The sequence below is a fragment of the Synechococcus sp. W60.1 genome (assembly GCF_047461575.1).
GTDB lineage: Bacteria > Cyanobacteriota > Cyanobacteriia > Thermostichales > Thermostichaceae > Thermostichus.
Map to the genome: position 1 here is coordinate 61605 of NZ_JANSHL010000011.1, position 15107 is coordinate 76711.

The 15107-nt window shown below is 59.1% G+C and carries 13 protein-coding genes and 1 pseudogene; 8 read left to right on the top strand and 6 right to left on the bottom strand.

Features of this window, described 5'->3' with window-relative positions:
- Positions 1–87: 87 nt before the first annotated feature.
- Positions 88–1404, bottom strand: coding sequence for a UDP-N-acetylglucosamine 1-carboxyvinyltransferase (gene murA / locus NW805_RS10420; protein WP_414422457.1), 1317 nt, complete (start codon positions 1402–1404; stop codon positions 88–90).
- A 345-nt stretch (positions 1405–1749) separates the two neighbouring features.
- Here murA and NW805_RS10425 point away from each other — a divergent pair, with 345 nt between their 5' ends.
- From NW805_RS10425 to NW805_RS10440, 4 genes are all read left to right on the top strand, one after another.
- Positions 1750–2403 (top strand): DUF3386 domain-containing protein, encoded by a 654-nt coding sequence (locus NW805_RS10425; RefSeq protein WP_414422439.1) that lies wholly within the window; start codon positions 1750–1752, stop codon positions 2401–2403.
- Positions 2404–2630: 227 nt separating this feature from the next.
- Complete coding sequence (locus tag NW805_RS10430; protein WP_414422440.1) at positions 2631–3905, top strand: GNAT family N-acetyltransferase; 1275 nt, start codon at positions 2631–2633, stop codon at positions 3903–3905.
- Between the two features lie 48 nt (positions 3906–3953).
- Entirely contained in the window at positions 3954–4571 is a 618-nt protein-coding gene (locus NW805_RS10435; protein ID WP_414381697.1) for an Npun_F5749 family FMN-dependent PPOX-type flavoprotein, read from the top strand.
- 320 nt (positions 4572–4891) lie between these two features.
- The gene (locus tag NW805_RS10440) at positions 4892–5521 is read left to right on the top strand and encodes a hypothetical protein (RefSeq protein WP_414422441.1); all 630 of its coding nucleotides are present in this window, start codon (positions 4892–4894) and stop codon (positions 5519–5521) included.
- Between the two features lie 144 nt (positions 5522–5665).
- Here the strand turns inward: NW805_RS10440 and folD are convergent, their stop codons facing one another.
- From folD to NW805_RS10460, 4 genes and pseudogenes are all read right to left on the bottom strand, one after another.
- Positions 5666–6547 carry a bifunctional methylenetetrahydrofolate dehydrogenase/methenyltetrahydrofolate cyclohydrolase FolD gene (folD, locus tag NW805_RS10445; protein WP_011431762.1) on the bottom strand — a complete coding sequence of 294 codons (882 nt, stop codon included), beginning with the start codon at positions 6545–6547 and terminating at the stop codon, positions 5666–5668.
- A gap of 92 nt (positions 6548–6639) precedes the next feature.
- The gene (gene xseB, locus NW805_RS10450) at positions 6640–6876 is read right to left on the bottom strand and encodes an exodeoxyribonuclease VII small subunit (RefSeq protein WP_414408568.1); all 237 of its coding nucleotides are present in this window, start codon (positions 6874–6876) and stop codon (positions 6640–6642) included.
- Positions 6857–7579 (bottom strand): annotated as a pseudogene (gene xseA / locus NW805_RS10455) (exodeoxyribonuclease VII large subunit); the annotation flags it as partial. The gene xseB and the pseudogene xseA, both read right to left, overlap by 20 nt.
- Positions 7580–7642: 63 nt before the next feature.
- Positions 7643–8836, bottom strand: coding sequence for an RNA-guided endonuclease InsQ/TnpB family protein (locus NW805_RS10460; protein WP_414422458.1), 1194 nt, complete (start codon positions 8834–8836; stop codon positions 7643–7645).
- 175 nt (positions 8837–9011) lie between these two features.
- Between NW805_RS10460 and NW805_RS10465 the strand changes: the two genes are divergently transcribed.
- Positions 9012–10166, top strand: a complete 1155-nt coding sequence (locus NW805_RS10465; RefSeq protein ID WP_414422442.1) for an AI-2E family transporter — start codon at positions 9012–9014, stop codon at positions 10164–10166.
- 245 nt (positions 10167–10411) lie between these two features.
- On the opposite strand, the gene NW805_RS10470 is transcribed toward NW805_RS10465, so the two are convergent.
- Entirely contained in the window at positions 10412–11614 is a 1203-nt protein-coding gene (locus tag NW805_RS10470) for a hypothetical protein (RefSeq protein WP_414422443.1), read from the bottom strand.
- A gap of 258 nt (positions 11615–11872) precedes the next feature.
- On the opposite strand from NW805_RS10470, the gene ccsB reads away from it, so the two are divergent.
- The 3 genes from ccsB to tig all read left to right on the top strand — a co-directional run bounded on the left by ccsB (position 11873) and on the right by tig (position 15093).
- Positions 11873–12892: a c-type cytochrome biogenesis protein CcsB gene (gene ccsB, locus NW805_RS10475; RefSeq protein WP_414422459.1), complete on the top strand. Its 1020-nt coding sequence runs from the start codon at positions 11873–11875 to the stop codon at positions 12890–12892.
- A 70-nt stretch (positions 12893–12962) separates the two neighbouring features.
- Positions 12963–13346, top strand: coding sequence for a lipopolysaccharide assembly protein LapA domain-containing protein (locus tag NW805_RS10480; protein ID WP_414422444.1), 384 nt, complete (start codon positions 12963–12965; stop codon positions 13344–13346).
- Positions 13347–13422: 76 nt separating this feature from the next.
- Positions 13423–15093: a trigger factor gene (tig, locus tag NW805_RS10485; protein ID WP_414422445.1), complete on the top strand. Its 1671-nt coding sequence runs from the start codon at positions 13423–13425 to the stop codon at positions 15091–15093.
- Positions 15094–15107 lie beyond the last annotated feature (14 nt).

The window sequence follows — 15107 nt, forward strand, 5'->3', positions numbered from 1 at the left end:
GGCAAGCGGTCGCCGCGCATTGTGGCCAGGCGATAGGCAGGGAGAGATACAGCGATTTCTTCAAACTTCAAACGGCGGTGAAACGGCTCATTTCCCCAATTGCGCTGCCGGGCTTTCACTGCGGTACACCTTGGCCCCGACACTGCGCAGCTTTTCGTCAATGGCTTCATAGCCACGGTCGATGTAGTGCAATCCGTGGATTGTGGAGCAGCCTTCAGCCGCCAGGCCGGCCAGCACCAGGGCTGCACCCGCCCGCAGGTCGGCGGCCACCACCGGAGCGCCGGAAAGAGACGGCACCCCCCGGATCAGGGCCACTCGGTTCTTCAGGCGAATATCGGCTCCCATGCGGTTGAGCTCGGGAATGTGGTGCATGCGGTTTTCAAACACCGTCTCCTCAATGGTGCAACTGCCCTCGCTCAAGGCGGCCAAAGCCATGATCGGCGCCTGCACATCGGTGGGGAAACCGGGATAGGGCAGCGTTTGAATATCAGTTGCCTGACAGAGCCAGCCTGAGCTCAGTTGGGCTGGGGCAATGCGCAACCGGTTTGGGCCCTCTTCTTCCACCCGCAGACCCATGGCTTGCAACTTGGCGATCACCGCCCGCAGATGATCGGGAATGACAGGGCCAACTGTGAGGTGAGAGCGGGTAATGGCCCCGGCAATGAGATAGGTGCTGGCCTCGATGCGGTCGGGAATGACCGTGTACTCTGTTCCATGCAAGCGGGGCACCCCTACCACCACAACCGTATTGGTGCCGATACCGCGAATGCGGGCCCCCATGGCTTGACAAAAGCGGGCCAGATCCGCCACCTCCGGCTCTTGGGCGGCGTTCTCGATCACCGTTTCTCCATCCGCCAGCGTAGCGGCCATCATCAAGGTCTCGGTGGCACCGACGCTGGGATAGTCCAGGTAAATACGGGTTCCCAACAGTTTACGGGCATAGGCATGAACCACCCCATGCTCGATTTGGACCGTTGCCCCCAAGGCTTGCAGACCCCGCACATGCAGATCCACAGGACGAGACCCGATCGCACAGCCGCCGGGCAGGGGAACTCTGGCCACCCCCAGCCGCGCCAACAGAGGCCCTATGATGAAAAAGCTGGCCCGCAACTGGCTGACCAATTCATAAGGGGCTTGAGAGGTTTTCAGGGAGCTGGCATCCAGGTCCAGGGTATTGCCAACATGGGAAACCTTAACTCCCAGCGTGGCCAGGATCTGCCCCATGCGTTCAATGTCCAGCAGACGCGGCACGTTGTGAATTCGACAGGCCTCAGGAGCCAAGATGGACCCGGCCATCAGCGCCAAGGCAGAGTTTTTTGCCCCGCCAATAGGGATGTGGCCACTCAGGGTCTGCTTGCCAATGATTTTCAGCACTGGCCCCATCATCTCTGGCGCGGTTGCCATGCCGGTCTGGGGCGGCGTCAGGCCAGGCTCTAGGGGATCCGCCCCGCTGACGCGATTGTCAAAACCTTTCAATCTCCCTCCTCACCCACAAAAAATAGGCGAACCCTTCTCAGAGAATACTCTGGGGATCACAGCAGCGGCTAAACTCGCAAGCCAAATTGGGTGTGAGGAAGAAGTTCCCATGGCTGTGCTTCTATCCTGCAGCAGCGGACAGGGGAGCGGCTAGGCCAGTTCACCAGATGCAGGTTCTCAGCGAAGGCAACTGGGGGGCAGCCCAACAGCAGGGGGCGGTATGATGGATGCTCAGGGGAAGTGCTTGCAAGGAAAACAGGAAGGAGACAGCCGATGATTGCCACTCAAGTCTCTGCCCAAGAGTTGTTTCGGGCCGCCTATGAAAACCGCTACACCTGGGATCCCGCTTTCCCAGGCTACAGCGCCGAGGTCACCTATTGGGATGGGGAGCGCACATTCGTTGGGCAGGTGCGAGTGGGAGCAGACCTAAAGGCCACTGTTACCGGCGTAGAGGATGAGGAAGCTCGAAAAGCCATTCACAACCAACTTTGGGAGATTGCCATTCACCGGGTGCGCCGCAGCTTCGACGAGACCCATGGGAACAACACCTTCCGTTATGGCCAAACCCTGCCCGATGGCACAGTGGAGATCCTGGTGGGGGGCAAAGCAGAAGGGGATCGCTACCACGTGCGCGATAACCAGGTTACCATGGTGCACCGGCATATCCACGGAGTGGTGGTTACCATCCACACCTTCAGCAGCCACGATACCGGCGAAGGCTATCTTTCCCACCGCTACGATTCCGTCTATCACGATCCCCAAACGGGCGAGCAAAAAGGCGGGCGCAGCCAATTCGAGGATCTGTACACAAAAGTGGGCAAGTATTACATCCTCTCGGAGCGGCGTATCCAGACGGAGACGGAAACCGGCCCTGTGGAGAAGCGCTTCACCTTCAGCAACTTGACCTTGCTAGACGTTGGGGCGTGAGCGACCCGGCATTGCTCTCTGCGGGGTAGAGGGCCGGCTCTCCCATTCGTCATTGTTGGGCAGCTACCGGGAGGCTGAGTTCACGCCCTTCTTGGCGGCCAAGCCTTTCTCGATAACGGGAAAGCCGATCTGTACGCTTTCAAGCTTTGTTGCAGAACGATCCTCCCGGTTAGAAAAAGCAAGAGAGCCTGAGCTATGCTTTGAATATTCTCCCGCCTGCGATTGGCATGGACAACACCACAGCAAGACCCGACCCGGATGCCGAAGCCCCCATTGGTGCCCCTGACCTGATCATTCGCCCCGCCCAACTGGGGGATCTGGAGGCTGTGGAAGAGATTTTGGCGCAAGCCTTTGATGAAGAGTACAGCAGCCGCTCGGTGGATATTCGTCGCCAAGTGCGGCGGTTGCGCCAGTGGTATGGGCCCCTGAAAACCCTGACCCTGTTTCCCAATCGCTTCCAGCACATGTTTACAGTGCATGTGGCGGAGCTGAAGGGCAAGATTCAGGGGGTGATTCAGGTTTCTCCCTTCAACCATTCCCGCAGCACCTGGCGGGTCGATCATATCGCAGTGGCGCCCTCTGCCCAGCGACAGGGGGTGGGATCCCGGCTGCTCAAGCACTGCATGGAGCACTTTCGGGAAGCTCGCACCTGGATCCTGGAGGTGAACATCCACAACAAGGGGGCAATGGCGCTCTACCGGCGCAACGGCTTCCAACCCTTGGCTCAGATCACCTACTGGTCGATTCCAGCCGATATTCTGGCAGCTCTCAGCCAGCACGAGCCCAAATTGCCCAACCTGGTGCCGGTGACCAACCGGGATGCCTATGCCATCTACCAACTGGATACGGGATCCATGCCGGCCACTGTGCGCCAGGTGTACGACCGTGAGGTGAACGATTTTCGCACTAGCCCACTGGATTGGCTTTTGGAGCAGGCCAAATGCGCCATTAGCCAGACGGAGCGGGTGGAAGTGTGTGTTTACGAGCCCGAACGCAAAACCGCCATCGGCTACTTCAACTTGAAGTTGGATCGCACCGGGCAGCAACCTCATGTGGCCAAGCTTACGGTTCACCCTGCCTACACTTGGCTCTACCCCGAACTCATGGCCAAGATGGCCCAGCTTACCCAGGCTCATCCGCCGCAATCTCTGGCCTTGGCCTCCACTGATTACCAGCCGGAACGGGAGGAGTTCTTGCTGAAGCTGGGAGCCCAGGATGTAGAGCGGACGTTGCTGATGTCGCGTTCGGTGTGGCACAAAATCCGCGAAAGCCGCCTCTTTACCTGGGATAGTGCTTATCTCAACGCGATGCTGCGGGGATTACAGGTGAAGCAGCCGGTGCCGGAGCGGTTTGAGGGGCCGCCGGAGGGCTGGGTAGAGCACCACTTTCATCCCATTAGCCCAACTGAGCCGGATCCCAGCTCTGGTCGCATCAGCGGTGTGGAGTCTTCACCAGGGCTCTCCAGAGACTCCCAATCTGAGGCTTCTCCACCCCCTAGCTAAGGGAGAGAGAGCCCCAATCCTGGCTTGCTTGCACCTTGCGAAAAACGGATGAAAGACCCGAAGGGCAATTCTACTGCGGATCCCTCTTGGCGGGCGCTGATTCAGGCGGCACTGCACCGGAACCGTAGCGATCCCGGTGTGCGGTATTTGCAATTGGCCACGGTGGATCCCCAGGGGCATCCGCGCAACCGCACGGTCGTTTTCCGGGGGTTTTTGGGCGATACCGACCGCATTCAATTGGCGGTGGATAGTCGCAGCGAGAAGATCCGACAAATTGCCCACTGCTCCCAGGCTCAGATCTGCTGGTATTTCTGCAAAACCCGCGAACAATTCCGCATTGCCGGCACCCTTGAGGCCATCGCCGCGGATCATCCGGATCCCCAAGCTCAGCGCCAGCGGCAGCAGTTGTGGCAACAGATATCGGAAAAAGGACGGCTCCTCTGGTTTTGGCCGGAACCCAAAGGGCCGCTCGCCCCGCCAGAGGCTTTTATTCAAGAGTTGCCGAAAGAGAAAGATCCGCTGCCCCCGCAGACTTTTGTGGCATTACTGCTGGAGCCAACAGAGGTGGATCACTTGCAGCTTAAGGGGGATCAGATCTATCCCCAATTGCGGACAGTGTACGAACGTACCTCCCAAGGGTGGCAGCGTCGGGCTGTGAATCCCTAAAAGGGATCCAAACTTGCTTAGCCTGGTCTGGAGTGGGGGATCCCTTCTTTCCTTGACGTTCCCCGAAAGCCCAAAGAATAGAGGAATGGACGTGTTAACGTAGCTGAACAATCCTGTTCTGCACGGTGGGGGGCGTTGCCCTCAGATGGAACTCTGTATGCGCATGCCTGGTCTATCGGTGGTAGGGCAACGGCTGATGCCTTTCCTCTAATCGACACGTATCACTTGGGCTTGCAGTGGTCTCGATGTGCGTCTTGATCTGGTCATTTTCTGCCTACATTGCTCGGGCTGTCGCCTCTCTTTTCGCTGGTGGGCCATCCATGAACAGGGCCTTGAGGGGCAAGGGATCCCTAGTGTTGTCTGCCGCTCTGGTTGGGGTAGGGGTTCTCGTGCAGGGATTGAGGGCACAGACTCTGGAGAAACCGACGCTGAAAGCCTTGGAGGATTCCGTTGAGGGGAATGTTGTCCCTGTTCTGCACTCAGAACCTGCCTTGCCCCCCCAGGCTGTCCCCACCTCCGCCCGTACGGGACCCTTTCGGGTCGGCAATCGCACGCCCCATCCGGTTCGGCTGGTGATCTTGATGCGCAGCGGCGAACGGATGATCAATCCGGAAACGGCCCACTGGGACTTTGCCCCTGGAGAGGGGGGGAGCGAGGGATTGCTGCTGAGCTTGGGAGAGGAACCGCTGCAAATCGGCCCCGGAGACATTGTGGTGGCTTTCGCCCTGGATGGAACCCGCCGGCTATTGGGGGCCCAATGTGGTGGGAGAGTCTCTGGCCCCGTTTTGGGATGGGGAGAGCGGCTCCTGGTCGATGATCTTGCAGCCTTAGGGTGCTCCGCGCGCAGCTTGGACATTTGCAGCGGTCACCTCAAACTCCTCTGGGGCAACTTCTCCATTCCTCACTCTTCTGGGCCAAAGGGGGAGGATCCAAGCAACAGAACATTTTGAGAACAGTCTCCAAACCATAGTCATTTCAAGCTAGATTGAGACACTCCCCAAGCGCTCTGTGCCGCTGCCGCGACCAACCCCAGCTCTTCTCCCAGAGAGAGAGGGAAGTTAGGGAACAATGCAACAGAAATGTTTCATTCCTGTTTAATAATGACTACACAAGTGGCTGCGCAGTTTATAGCTCTGTAGGGTGTTGGCCAGCAGCATCGTTACCGTCATCGGCCCTACGCCGCCCGGTACGGGCGTGATGGCAGCGGCCAACTCTTTGACCGCTTCATAGTCCACATCTCCCACCAATTGCTCGGCTCCGGTGGGGGTCTCGATGCGGTTGATGCCAACGTCGATGACCACCGCGCCGGGTTTCACCATGTCTGCCCTCAATAGGCGGGGGCGGCCCACGGCCATCACCACAATGTCGGCGGCGCGGGTCACTTCTGCCAAGTCGGGGGTGCGGGAGTGGGCTAGGGTGACCGTCGCATCGGCGGCCAACAACATCAAGCTCAAGGGCTTGCCCACCAAGATGCTGCGACCGACCACCACTGCCTTTCGGCCTGCAATCGGGATCCCTTCTGCCTGCAACAGGCGCATCACGCCCAAAGGGGTACAACTGCGTAGGCCGGGCTCGCCGCGCAACAGCCGGCCCAGGTTGAGGGGATGGAGTCCATCCACATCTTTGTCGGGATTGATGGCCAGAAGGGGGGGGATGGGATCCCAGCCGGGGGGCAGGGGCAGTTGGACGAGGATGCCATCCACCCGCTCGTCCTGATTGAGTTGGTCGATGGTGTCGAGCAAATGGGCAGGGGAGTCTTGGGCGGAAAAATGTCGGCCAAAAGAAGCAATGCCCAACCGCTCACAGGCCCGCTCTTTGCCACGCACGTAAGCCGCACTGGCGGGATCCTCTCCAACCCGCAGCACTGCCAATCCCGGTGGCCGCCCCACCTGGGGTATCCAAGCTTGCACTTGGGCGGCCATCTCCGCTTGCAAGCGGGCGGCTAAGGCTTTGCCATCGAGGATCTTTGCGGGCATGGGGGCGCAAGGATAAAGACAACCATCCAACGACCATCCATAGTGAAGCAGAATGGCGACAGCAGTGCAGGGGGAATGATCAGGTGGGATCCCTATGATTCGGGCAGGTCTTCTTCCTCTTGGCCCAATTGCTCGATGATGATCTCCACCTGCTGCCGCTTTTGCTCTAAAAAGTCCGCGCAGGTTTTCAGGGTTCGGGCGGCCTGTTGAAAGCGCTCCACCACCTCGGCCAGATCCAGCTCCCCCGACTCAATCTGGGCAATCAAAGTTTCCACTTCGGCAATGGCCGCTTCATAGCGCCACGGCTCCTCACGTTTGCGGCGGTTCATGGCTCTCCTCTACTCGTACCCACAGGCTTCCCGAGGCCAGTTGTATTATCAGGCGGGTTTGGGGGGGCAGTTGATGGGTGCGGATGAGGGATCCCTCTTCATCTCGCACCAAGGCATAGCCCCGTTTCAGAATGGCTTCGGGATCGAGCGCTTGGAGGCGATCTTGCAGGGCCTGTTGGTGCTGTTGGCGTTGCCGGAGGCGATGGCGCACGGCTTGGAGCAGGCGATGTTGGTGTTGGGTCAAGCGATCCTGAGCCTGTTGCAACAGCCGCTCTGGATGCACGTAAGCCAGGTGGTGTTGGGCCTGCTGCAAACGCTGCTGGGCCCTTTCCAAAGCTTGGCGAGTGCGTTCGATCAACTTCTGGCGCAACTGGGATCCCTGACGCTGCAATTCCCCCAAATCCGGCACGATCCGCTCGGCAGCCGCCGTTGGGGTGTGGGCGGCGTAGTCGGCAGCGTAGTCCGCCAGGGTTTCATCCCGCTGGTGGCCAATCCCGGTGACCACCGGGATCCGACATTCGGCAATGGCTCGCACCACCCGCTCATCGTTAAAACAGGCCAAATCTTCGCTGGCTCCACCGCCCCGCGCCAAAAGAAGCACTTCGGCCCGCCCATCCCGCTCCACCCGGCGAATGGCCCGCACAATTGACTCTGGGGCCGCTTCCCCTTGCACTTGAGCCGGGGAGAACAGCACCCGTAGCCCGGGGTAGCGCTGGTTGAGGGTGCGCCGAGTATCTCCCCAGCCGGCAGCGTGGGGGGAAGTAAACTACCCGACTCTGACTACTTCGCAGTACAGGGCAGGCTTTCGGTAGCCCTGCAGTTGGCAAGCCAACCACGGACCTCTAGGCTGGTTTACGGCAGCCCCCAAAAGCGCAATCACCTTCGCACCGTTAAAATCCGCATCCCCTTCCCATCCACAGTGCCCACACTTAAACTGCTTCCCATTGCGGTAGGATTGCGCAGGGTCGGGATGGATATGCAAACACCGGTGGCAGGTCTGCGACGTGTAGGCAGGCGGAACCAGCACCACAGGTACTCCGGCGATGGCAGCCTTGTAGACCACAAACATCCTAAGCTGGTAGAACGCCCAGTTATTGGTTCTGCGGCGCTCAGCTTTGCTGCGTGGCTGTTGATTGACCCTTTCCCGGATCCCTGTCAGGTCTTCCAGGGCAATAGCGCTGTTTGTGGTCTTTGCCCTAGAGACAATAGCTTTGGAGATGCGATGATTGACCCACGCCTGAAAGCGCCTCTCCTTGCCAGACAGCCGTTGCAGCAGTTGACGGCATCTGCGCCGCGAACTGCGTGTGCCCTTACTGGCTTTGCGTTGGAGTACCGCCCTCAACCGGGAGTAGCGCTCTCGGACTCTGCTCAACTGCTGTCCATTCCAGTTGTCCCCCTCTGACGTATGGGCAATATCTGTCCTCCCAAAGTCCACCCCGATCACCTTGTCGGTATCTTGTTGCTTGGGTGGCTTTTTCTCTACGCAAATCTGGATGTAGTAGGAGCCATCTTTGCGCTTGATCAGCGTGGCAGCTTTTGGGTTGGAACCAGCCAGCATCCCACGCTGGTAGTTGCCAATGGCCAGTTCAAAGCGTTCTCTCCCTTCCACCGTGGTCAGCGACACCGTCCAGTCTTTTTGACGGAACGAAAAGATGCGAGCGTCGTAGGTAACAAAGCCGCTCTTAAACTCCTTGACGGGACGCTTTTTCTGCTTAGCCACTTTGCGGGAACCCGCTACCCGTCTGCACACCTGTTGAGCCAAGTTACTGGACAAGCCAAACCGGGCTCGAATCTCGTAGTAGCAAAGGGATTGGAGTTTGACTGCGTTGACTACTTTTTCTGGTGTGTTTTGGTTGACCCAGTTCAATGCCTGTACAAAGGCATCCATCGTCGCGTCCAATTTGGCGGCTTGCGACGGGGACACCTTGAGCTTGCAGGATATGGTCAGGACTTGGCTCATAAGTTCATTGTACTTCATCAAAGCGCATTCCTCCCGGCAGTGACCCTACGGGTACAGTGCGGGGCTCCTGCGATTTCTAGCTGAAGGGACAGGATCGCGCATCCAGGGTTCTCGAATAGCGATGGGACTTGTCGGGATCCCATCTAGAATAGGCGACAACCGGGCGAGAGAGGAGGTGAGCTGGCGGGTGACCTTCGCCCAGTGGCTGGGGCTAGGGGCGCTGTTGGGCCTGCTAGTTCTGCTTTGGCAGATCCGGCAGATCCTGCTGTTGGTGTTCGCGGCCATTGTGTTGGCAGTAGCATTGGATACCTTGGCCCAGATCCCACAGCGCTACGGCTTTCGGCGTGGCCCCTCAATTGTCATCACCAGTTTGACGGTTTTGGTGGCCGCGATCTTGGTGGGGCTAATCGTGGTGCCCCCCCTGGCAGAGCAGTTGCGGCGGCTGTTTACCGATGGGGTGCCCGCCGGGATCGTTCAGGCCCAGCGACTGTTCGAGAGCTTGATTCTCTCTTTGCCGACGGATATTGAGCTGCCGACGCTGCGGGAATTGGCCAATAGCTTGGTGCCCCAGGCCACCGAGTTGGTGCGACAGGTGCGCGACTTTTTCTCCGAGTCCTTCACTGCCTTTTTTGGCACCCTGCTCAACCTATTGTTTGTAATCATCCTCACCATTTTGTTGTTGGCGGATCCCCGAGCCTACAGTCGCGCTTTTGTCTCGGTTTTCCCGGCCTTTTACCGTCCCCGCATTCGCTACATCCTCAAGCGCTGTGAGCTGGCGCTGCGAGGGTGGCTGATGGGGATCCTCTTCACCAGCACCTTGGTGATGCTGCTGAGTGGGATCGGGCTGTGGATTTTGGGGGTGCCCCTGATCTTGGCCAATGCGGTGCTGGCGGGATTGTTCAACTTCATCCCCAATATCGGCCCCACCTTAAGCGTGGTAGCCCCCATGCTGGTAGCCCTCACGGATGCCCCTTGGAAGTCCTTGGCAGTGCTGGGGCTGTATATCCTGATCCAGCAGTTGGAAAGCAGCGTCTTCACCCCCATCGTTATGTCCCGACAGGTGTCGCTCCTGCCCGCCCTAACCCTAGTAGCTCAAGTTACTTCAGCCTTTTTCTTTGGGGTGCTGGGCCTGTTCCTGGCCGTGCCTTTGGCGGCAATCCTGCAGGTGTGGATTCAGGAGGTGCTAATTCGGGATGTCCTGGATCCCTGGCAGGGATCCCGATTGCGGCCCTTGCTCAGGTTGGAAAGCAGAGAGAATGGGATCCAGAGCTCCACCCAGGCGGAAAACCAGGATCCCATTCCGCGACCGCAATCGGTGCGAGAAGGTTGAGGGGGCAATGCTCCTGACTTGGCTCAGCCACACCAGCCTAGCTACGCGACCAAGAGAGCAGAAAGCGGTTCTTGCCCTGAAGGACTTGACCGGTATAAAGGCCCCGCACCGCTATCGCGAGCGAGAATCCAACAAGCGGCAACCGTGCGCCCAGGCAGAGGGGCATTGGGAGAACAGTGAGACCTACGGCCCGCTGCGCGAAGGGCATTCTATCAACTTTCTATCAACTCAAGGACTCCGTCCCGCTATTGCTCACCTGGCAAGGTTGGACTGTGGAGTCCCGGCGGGAAAAGCCGCAACCCCTGCTGTCGCACCCGCCGCTCCTGGAAGGGAATGGGGGTCACGCGCGGCAAAGGCGTAGCCACAGGCTGGGGAGTTGAAGTGGGCACAGCTTGCGGAGAGGGCTCTGGGCTGGGCTCAGGCGTAAGCTCAGGTTCAGGAGTGGCCACCACGGGCGGTGGCGTTGGAACAGCCGGGATCCCCTCTGGTGTCGGACGGGGGCGGCCCAGTTGAAAGCGCGGCTGGCGACGAGGTGCAAGCGTGGGCGTCGGGCTGGGTGTTGGCGTCGGAGTAGGAGTGGGCGTGGGTTCCGGAGTCGGCGTGGGTGTGGGCTGCGGCTGCACAATGGCGAGGGCCTCTTCGGCTTTTAGCTCCCCCCGAACCAGCTTGGAGAGGGTATCTTGGCCGCCAGGGGTGTAGGTGATCTCGCGGGCGGCGCTGTTGAACACATTGCGGATGGGATCCCCTTTGCTGTCCACCAGTTCCAGCACCATCACATTGCGACCGGGCCTGAAGCCCTTCAGATAAAAAGACTCCCAGCGATCCAGCAGGCCAGATTGGCCGTTGAGGGTGTAGCGGATCCGCCAGTCCCGTGGCAAGTCACTCAACAGGCTCTCCCGCACCGGGGCATTGGCCAGCCAGAAATCCACCAAGATTGGCTCGGCCCCGTAGCTGCCTGTGGGGCGGTTGTAGGTGAGCAGGGGCAGTTGCGGCTGTGGCACGTACTCGGGGGTGGGAGCTAGCACGTGGAAGCTAACCTGGGCATAGGCTTCAGAGTTTTTGAAGCTCTCGTGCCAGGGTTTGCCGGCAAACACCCGCAGAGTATGGGATCCCGGCTCCAAATCCTTGAAAACGAGGGGAGCATCGGCATCGTAATGGGCGATGTAGGGACGGTTGTCCAGCACCACGTGCAGATGAGGGCCGAGACCCAATTGCGGATCTTGGAAAAGCGGATACCCTTGCACCGCGAAGCGAACGGTTACCTGCCGCTCTGACAACACCTCACCTGGCTTGGGGCTGAGGATCTGAACTTGCGGGCGACAGTACTGCAAATGGGCATCCAGCTTGGCAATCTCCGGGGGAACCGGCACGCGCTCTAGCTGGGGAAGCTGTTCCTGCGGGGGTTCAGGCGGGGATCCCCCACAAGAGGCCAAAACGAGGGCGGCCAACAGACAGATCCACCATCTCAACAACCCCCACCTTCTCAACCTGGCATTTCCCGCGTGTTCTTGCATGAGCCTCACATCCCGACACTCTCGGTACCCTGCCGAGCTGCAGATAAGCCATCCCCACATTACCAGCATGTGTCCTTTGGGGAAGATCCCTTCCCCCGCCCTAGAATGGGATCAACTGGCCTGGCTCAAGCCGGGTCGGAGACACTTTTGAGGTCGTGTATGGCTCTGTTGGCGATAACAGCTCTTGCGGGCATGGATCTGGCCCAGTGGCAAGCTCTGCTCAACAACGTGGCGTTTGCCATTTCTCTGGGGGCCATGCTGTTCTACTGGGGTGGGGCAGCTTTTCCCCAGGTGCAGCTTTTGGCCGAATTGGGCCTAGCGGGGATGATCGGGGCAAACTTGACGATGGCCGCCCTGTTGACGGCCCGCTGGATCGATGCAGGCTACTTCCCCTTGAGTAATCTGTACGAGTCTTTGTTTTTCCTGGCCTGGGGGATCACCGCTTTGCACCTGCTGGCCCTCCACTGGAGCCGCAGCCGCTGGGTGGGGGTCATGACTGCCCCAGTTGTAACCGGGATCGTAGCCTTTGCTGCCTTGGTGCTGCCGGAAGATATGCAGGTAGCCCAGCCCCTCGTGCCGGCTTTGCAATCCAACTGGCTGATGATGCATGTGACTGTGATGTTGCTGGCCTATGCGGCGCTGTTGGTGGGATCCCTTCTCTCCATCAGCTTTCTCATCGTCACTCGCGGTCAGGAAGTGCATCTCAAGGGCAACTCCCTCGGCCTGCAATTTCGCCCTCCCCAACCCCAAACCCATCCCGAATGGGCGGAAGCCACCCTGCCTTCCCCGGCTTCAGAACTGGCCGACGCCGGCCGCCGCTCCCCCCGTCCTGCCCCCTCGTCCGCTGAACTCCCCCCCCAACCGGCCCCCGAAGGGATCCCCTGGCAACGGCTGAGCCTGGCAGAAATCTTGGACAACACCAGCTACCGGCTGATCGGGCTAGGGTTCCCCCTGCTCACCATCGGCATTATTGCCGGCGCCGTTTGGGCCAACGAAGCCTGGGGTACCTACTGGAGCTGGGATCCGAAAGAAACCTGGGCCTTGATTACCTGGTTGGTCTTTGCCGCCTATTTGCACGCCCGCATCACCAAAGGCTGGCAAGGCAGACGCCCCGCCCTCTTGGCCAGCTTGGGTTTTGGAGTGGTTTGGGTATGTTACCTGGGGGTCAACTTTCTGGGCAAAGGCTTACACAGCTATGGCTGGTTTTTCTAAGAAACCGATCCCCGTTTATGAGTATCCTGGTGCTGGCAAGCCGTAGTGGATCCCTTCGAGGAGAAAAACGATGCGACTGTTCAACTACCTGATCTTGTTTTCAGCCCTCCTGGCCATTGCCCTCTTTGCCATGCAAAACGCCACCCCAGTCACGATTACCTTTGCCCCTGGCGTCAGCATCGAAAGCCCTCTGGTGATGGAACTTCTGGCTGCTGCTGGGATTGGGGCCGCCCTCGCCTGGCTGTATAGCCTCTGGATGCGCGTACAGTTCAGCATCGAAGCCCGGGAAAAAAATCGGCAACTGCAGGAGAAGGAGGTCACCATCACCGAACTCAAGGAAATGGTGGTGGAGCTGGAAGCCAAAGTGAAGCAACTGCCTCCCAGCAAGCGTGCCGAACCCCAAGAGGACATCCAGGATGTGAAAGAAGTGGCCACCGAGGGATCCCCTGCCTAAAATCCCCAGGTTGACCCACAGGCCGTTGAGGTAGAATTGAACTTCTACTTGCCCCTCTCCCTAGCTCATACTTCCTATGCAGGTTATCCAAGAAAAACGCCCTGGCAGCCGGGTCGGTCTCAAAATTGTGGTAGAAGCCGACCGGGTGAAGCGCTCCTACGAAAAAACCTTGCGTCAACTGGAGCAGAATATCCAAATTCCGGGATTCCGCAAGGGCAAGGCCCCCCGCAACCTCGTTGTGCGGCAGGTGGGCCGCGAGCGCATCATGGCCAGTGCTGTGGATGACCTGATCAGCGAGGCCATTCAACAGGCTTTCAAGGAAGCTCGGCTCACTCCCATTAGCCGGTTCGAGCTGGATGATGAGGTGGGTCAGCTCTTGGCTCAGTTCAACCCCGAAGCAGACTTCAGCTTCTCAGGATATGTTGAGGTGTACCCCGAAGCCCGCGTTGGCCAATACAAAGGGCTGACCGTTACGGCAACCCGCGTTGACGTCAAGCCTGAACAAATTGACCAGCTCATCGACCGATGGCGGGATCAGCGGGCCACCCTCTTGCCGGTAGAAGATCGGCCTGCTCAGTTGGGGGATGTGGTGGTGATCGATTTTGTAGCCCGCGATGCAGAAGGCAATCCCCTCGACGAGATGACCACCCAGGACTTCCAGCTGGAACTCAAGGAAGACAACTTCATCCCCGGTTTTGTGGCGGGCATCGTGGGCATGCAGCTCGACGAAACCAAGGAGATCGCAGCCACCTTCCCCGACGACTACTTCAGAAAAGAGTTGGCCGGGAAAACGGTTACCTTCACTGTCTGCCTGAGGGAGATCAAGGCCAAAGAGCTGCCCGAATTGGACGATGCCTTTGTGCAAGAGATCAGCAGCTTCCAAACGGTAGCCGAGTTGCGGGAACACCTGCAAAAGCGCCTCGAACAGGATGCCCTGAGACAATCCGAGGAGAACCTCGAAACCGCCATCCTCAACGCCATCTTGGAGACTACTGAGGTGGATTTGCCGGAAACCCTCATCGAACAAGAAACGACACAACTGCTGGCCCAGAGTCTCCAGGCCCTGCGGCAGGAAGGCATCAAGCCGGGGGAGCTCCGTAAGTTCTTGTCCGAGTTGCCTCCCGAAACCCTTAACCAGTTGAAAGAGCGCCACCGACCCGAAGCCATCGACCGGCTGCGGCGCACCTTGGCCCTGAGCGCCATCGTTCGGCAAGAGCAAATTGCCGTAGGCTCTACGGAGTTGGACGTGGAAGTGGAAGAAGTGATGGCGGCCTACGCCCAGCAAGGGCAGAGGCTGGATCGGGAACGAGTACGCCAAGCCGTCTATGAAGGCTTGCTGACCAACAAGGTGATGGCCTGGCTGAAGTCGCAAACTACGGTCAACTGGGTCGATAGCGAGGGGAATCCAACCCAGGCGCCTACTTCTTTGTCAAGCTCGGAGGAGAAGGTTGCAGTGCCAGAGGCCGAGTTTGAGGCCGATGGGCCAGAAGCAGAGGTATCTGGGATCCCTGAGGCAATTGAATCCTCATCAGAGACGGCTACGGGGGCGGAAACGGATGGAGAAGCCGCAGTCGTGGAAGCCGAGCCAGCTACAGAAAAGGCTGTAGAAGCATCCCCTGCTGAAACCGTCTCAGCCTCTGCGGCAGAGGCAACGCTACCAGTTGAGGAGAAAGCGGCAGAGACCGCTACAGAGATCCCGGCAGCAGAAAAGCCCAAGCCGAGCAAAAAGGACAAAAAAGGCAAGTGAATGCGCTGGGGATT

Coding starts and splice junctions, on each gene's coding strand:
- NW805_RS10460 (WP_414422458.1), bottom strand. CDS start 8,836: ATGAGCCAAGTCCTGACCATATCCTGCAAGCTCAAGGTGTCCCCGTCG.
- murA (WP_414422457.1), bottom strand. CDS start 1,404: ATGGCAACCGCGCCAGAGATGATGGGGCCAGTGCTGAAAATCATTGGC.
- NW805_RS10425 (WP_414422439.1), top strand. CDS start 1,750: ATGATTGCCACTCAAGTCTCTGCCCAAGAGTTGTTTCGGGCCGCCTAT.
- NW805_RS10480 (WP_414422444.1), top strand. CDS start 12,963: ATGCGACTGTTCAACTACCTGATCTTGTTTTCAGCCCTCCTGGCCATT.
- folD (WP_011431762.1), bottom strand. CDS start 6,547: ATGCCCGCAAAGATCCTCGATGGCAAAGCCTTAGCCGCCCGCTTGCAA.
- tig (WP_414422445.1), top strand. CDS start 13,423: ATGCAGGTTATCCAAGAAAAACGCCCTGGCAGCCGGGTCGGTCTCAAA.
- NW805_RS10435 (WP_414381697.1), top strand. CDS start 3,954: ATGAAAGACCCGAAGGGCAATTCTACTGCGGATCCCTCTTGGCGGGCG.
- xseB (WP_414408568.1), bottom strand. CDS start 6,876: ATGAACCGCCGCAAACGTGAGGAGCCGTGGCGCTATGAAGCGGCCATT.
- NW805_RS10440 (WP_414422441.1), top strand. CDS start 4,892: ATGAACAGGGCCTTGAGGGGCAAGGGATCCCTAGTGTTGTCTGCCGCT.
- NW805_RS10430 (WP_414422440.1), top strand. CDS start 2,631: ATGGACAACACCACAGCAAGACCCGACCCGGATGCCGAAGCCCCCATT.
- ccsB (WP_414422459.1), top strand. CDS start 11,873: ATGGATCTGGCCCAGTGGCAAGCTCTGCTCAACAACGTGGCGTTTGCC.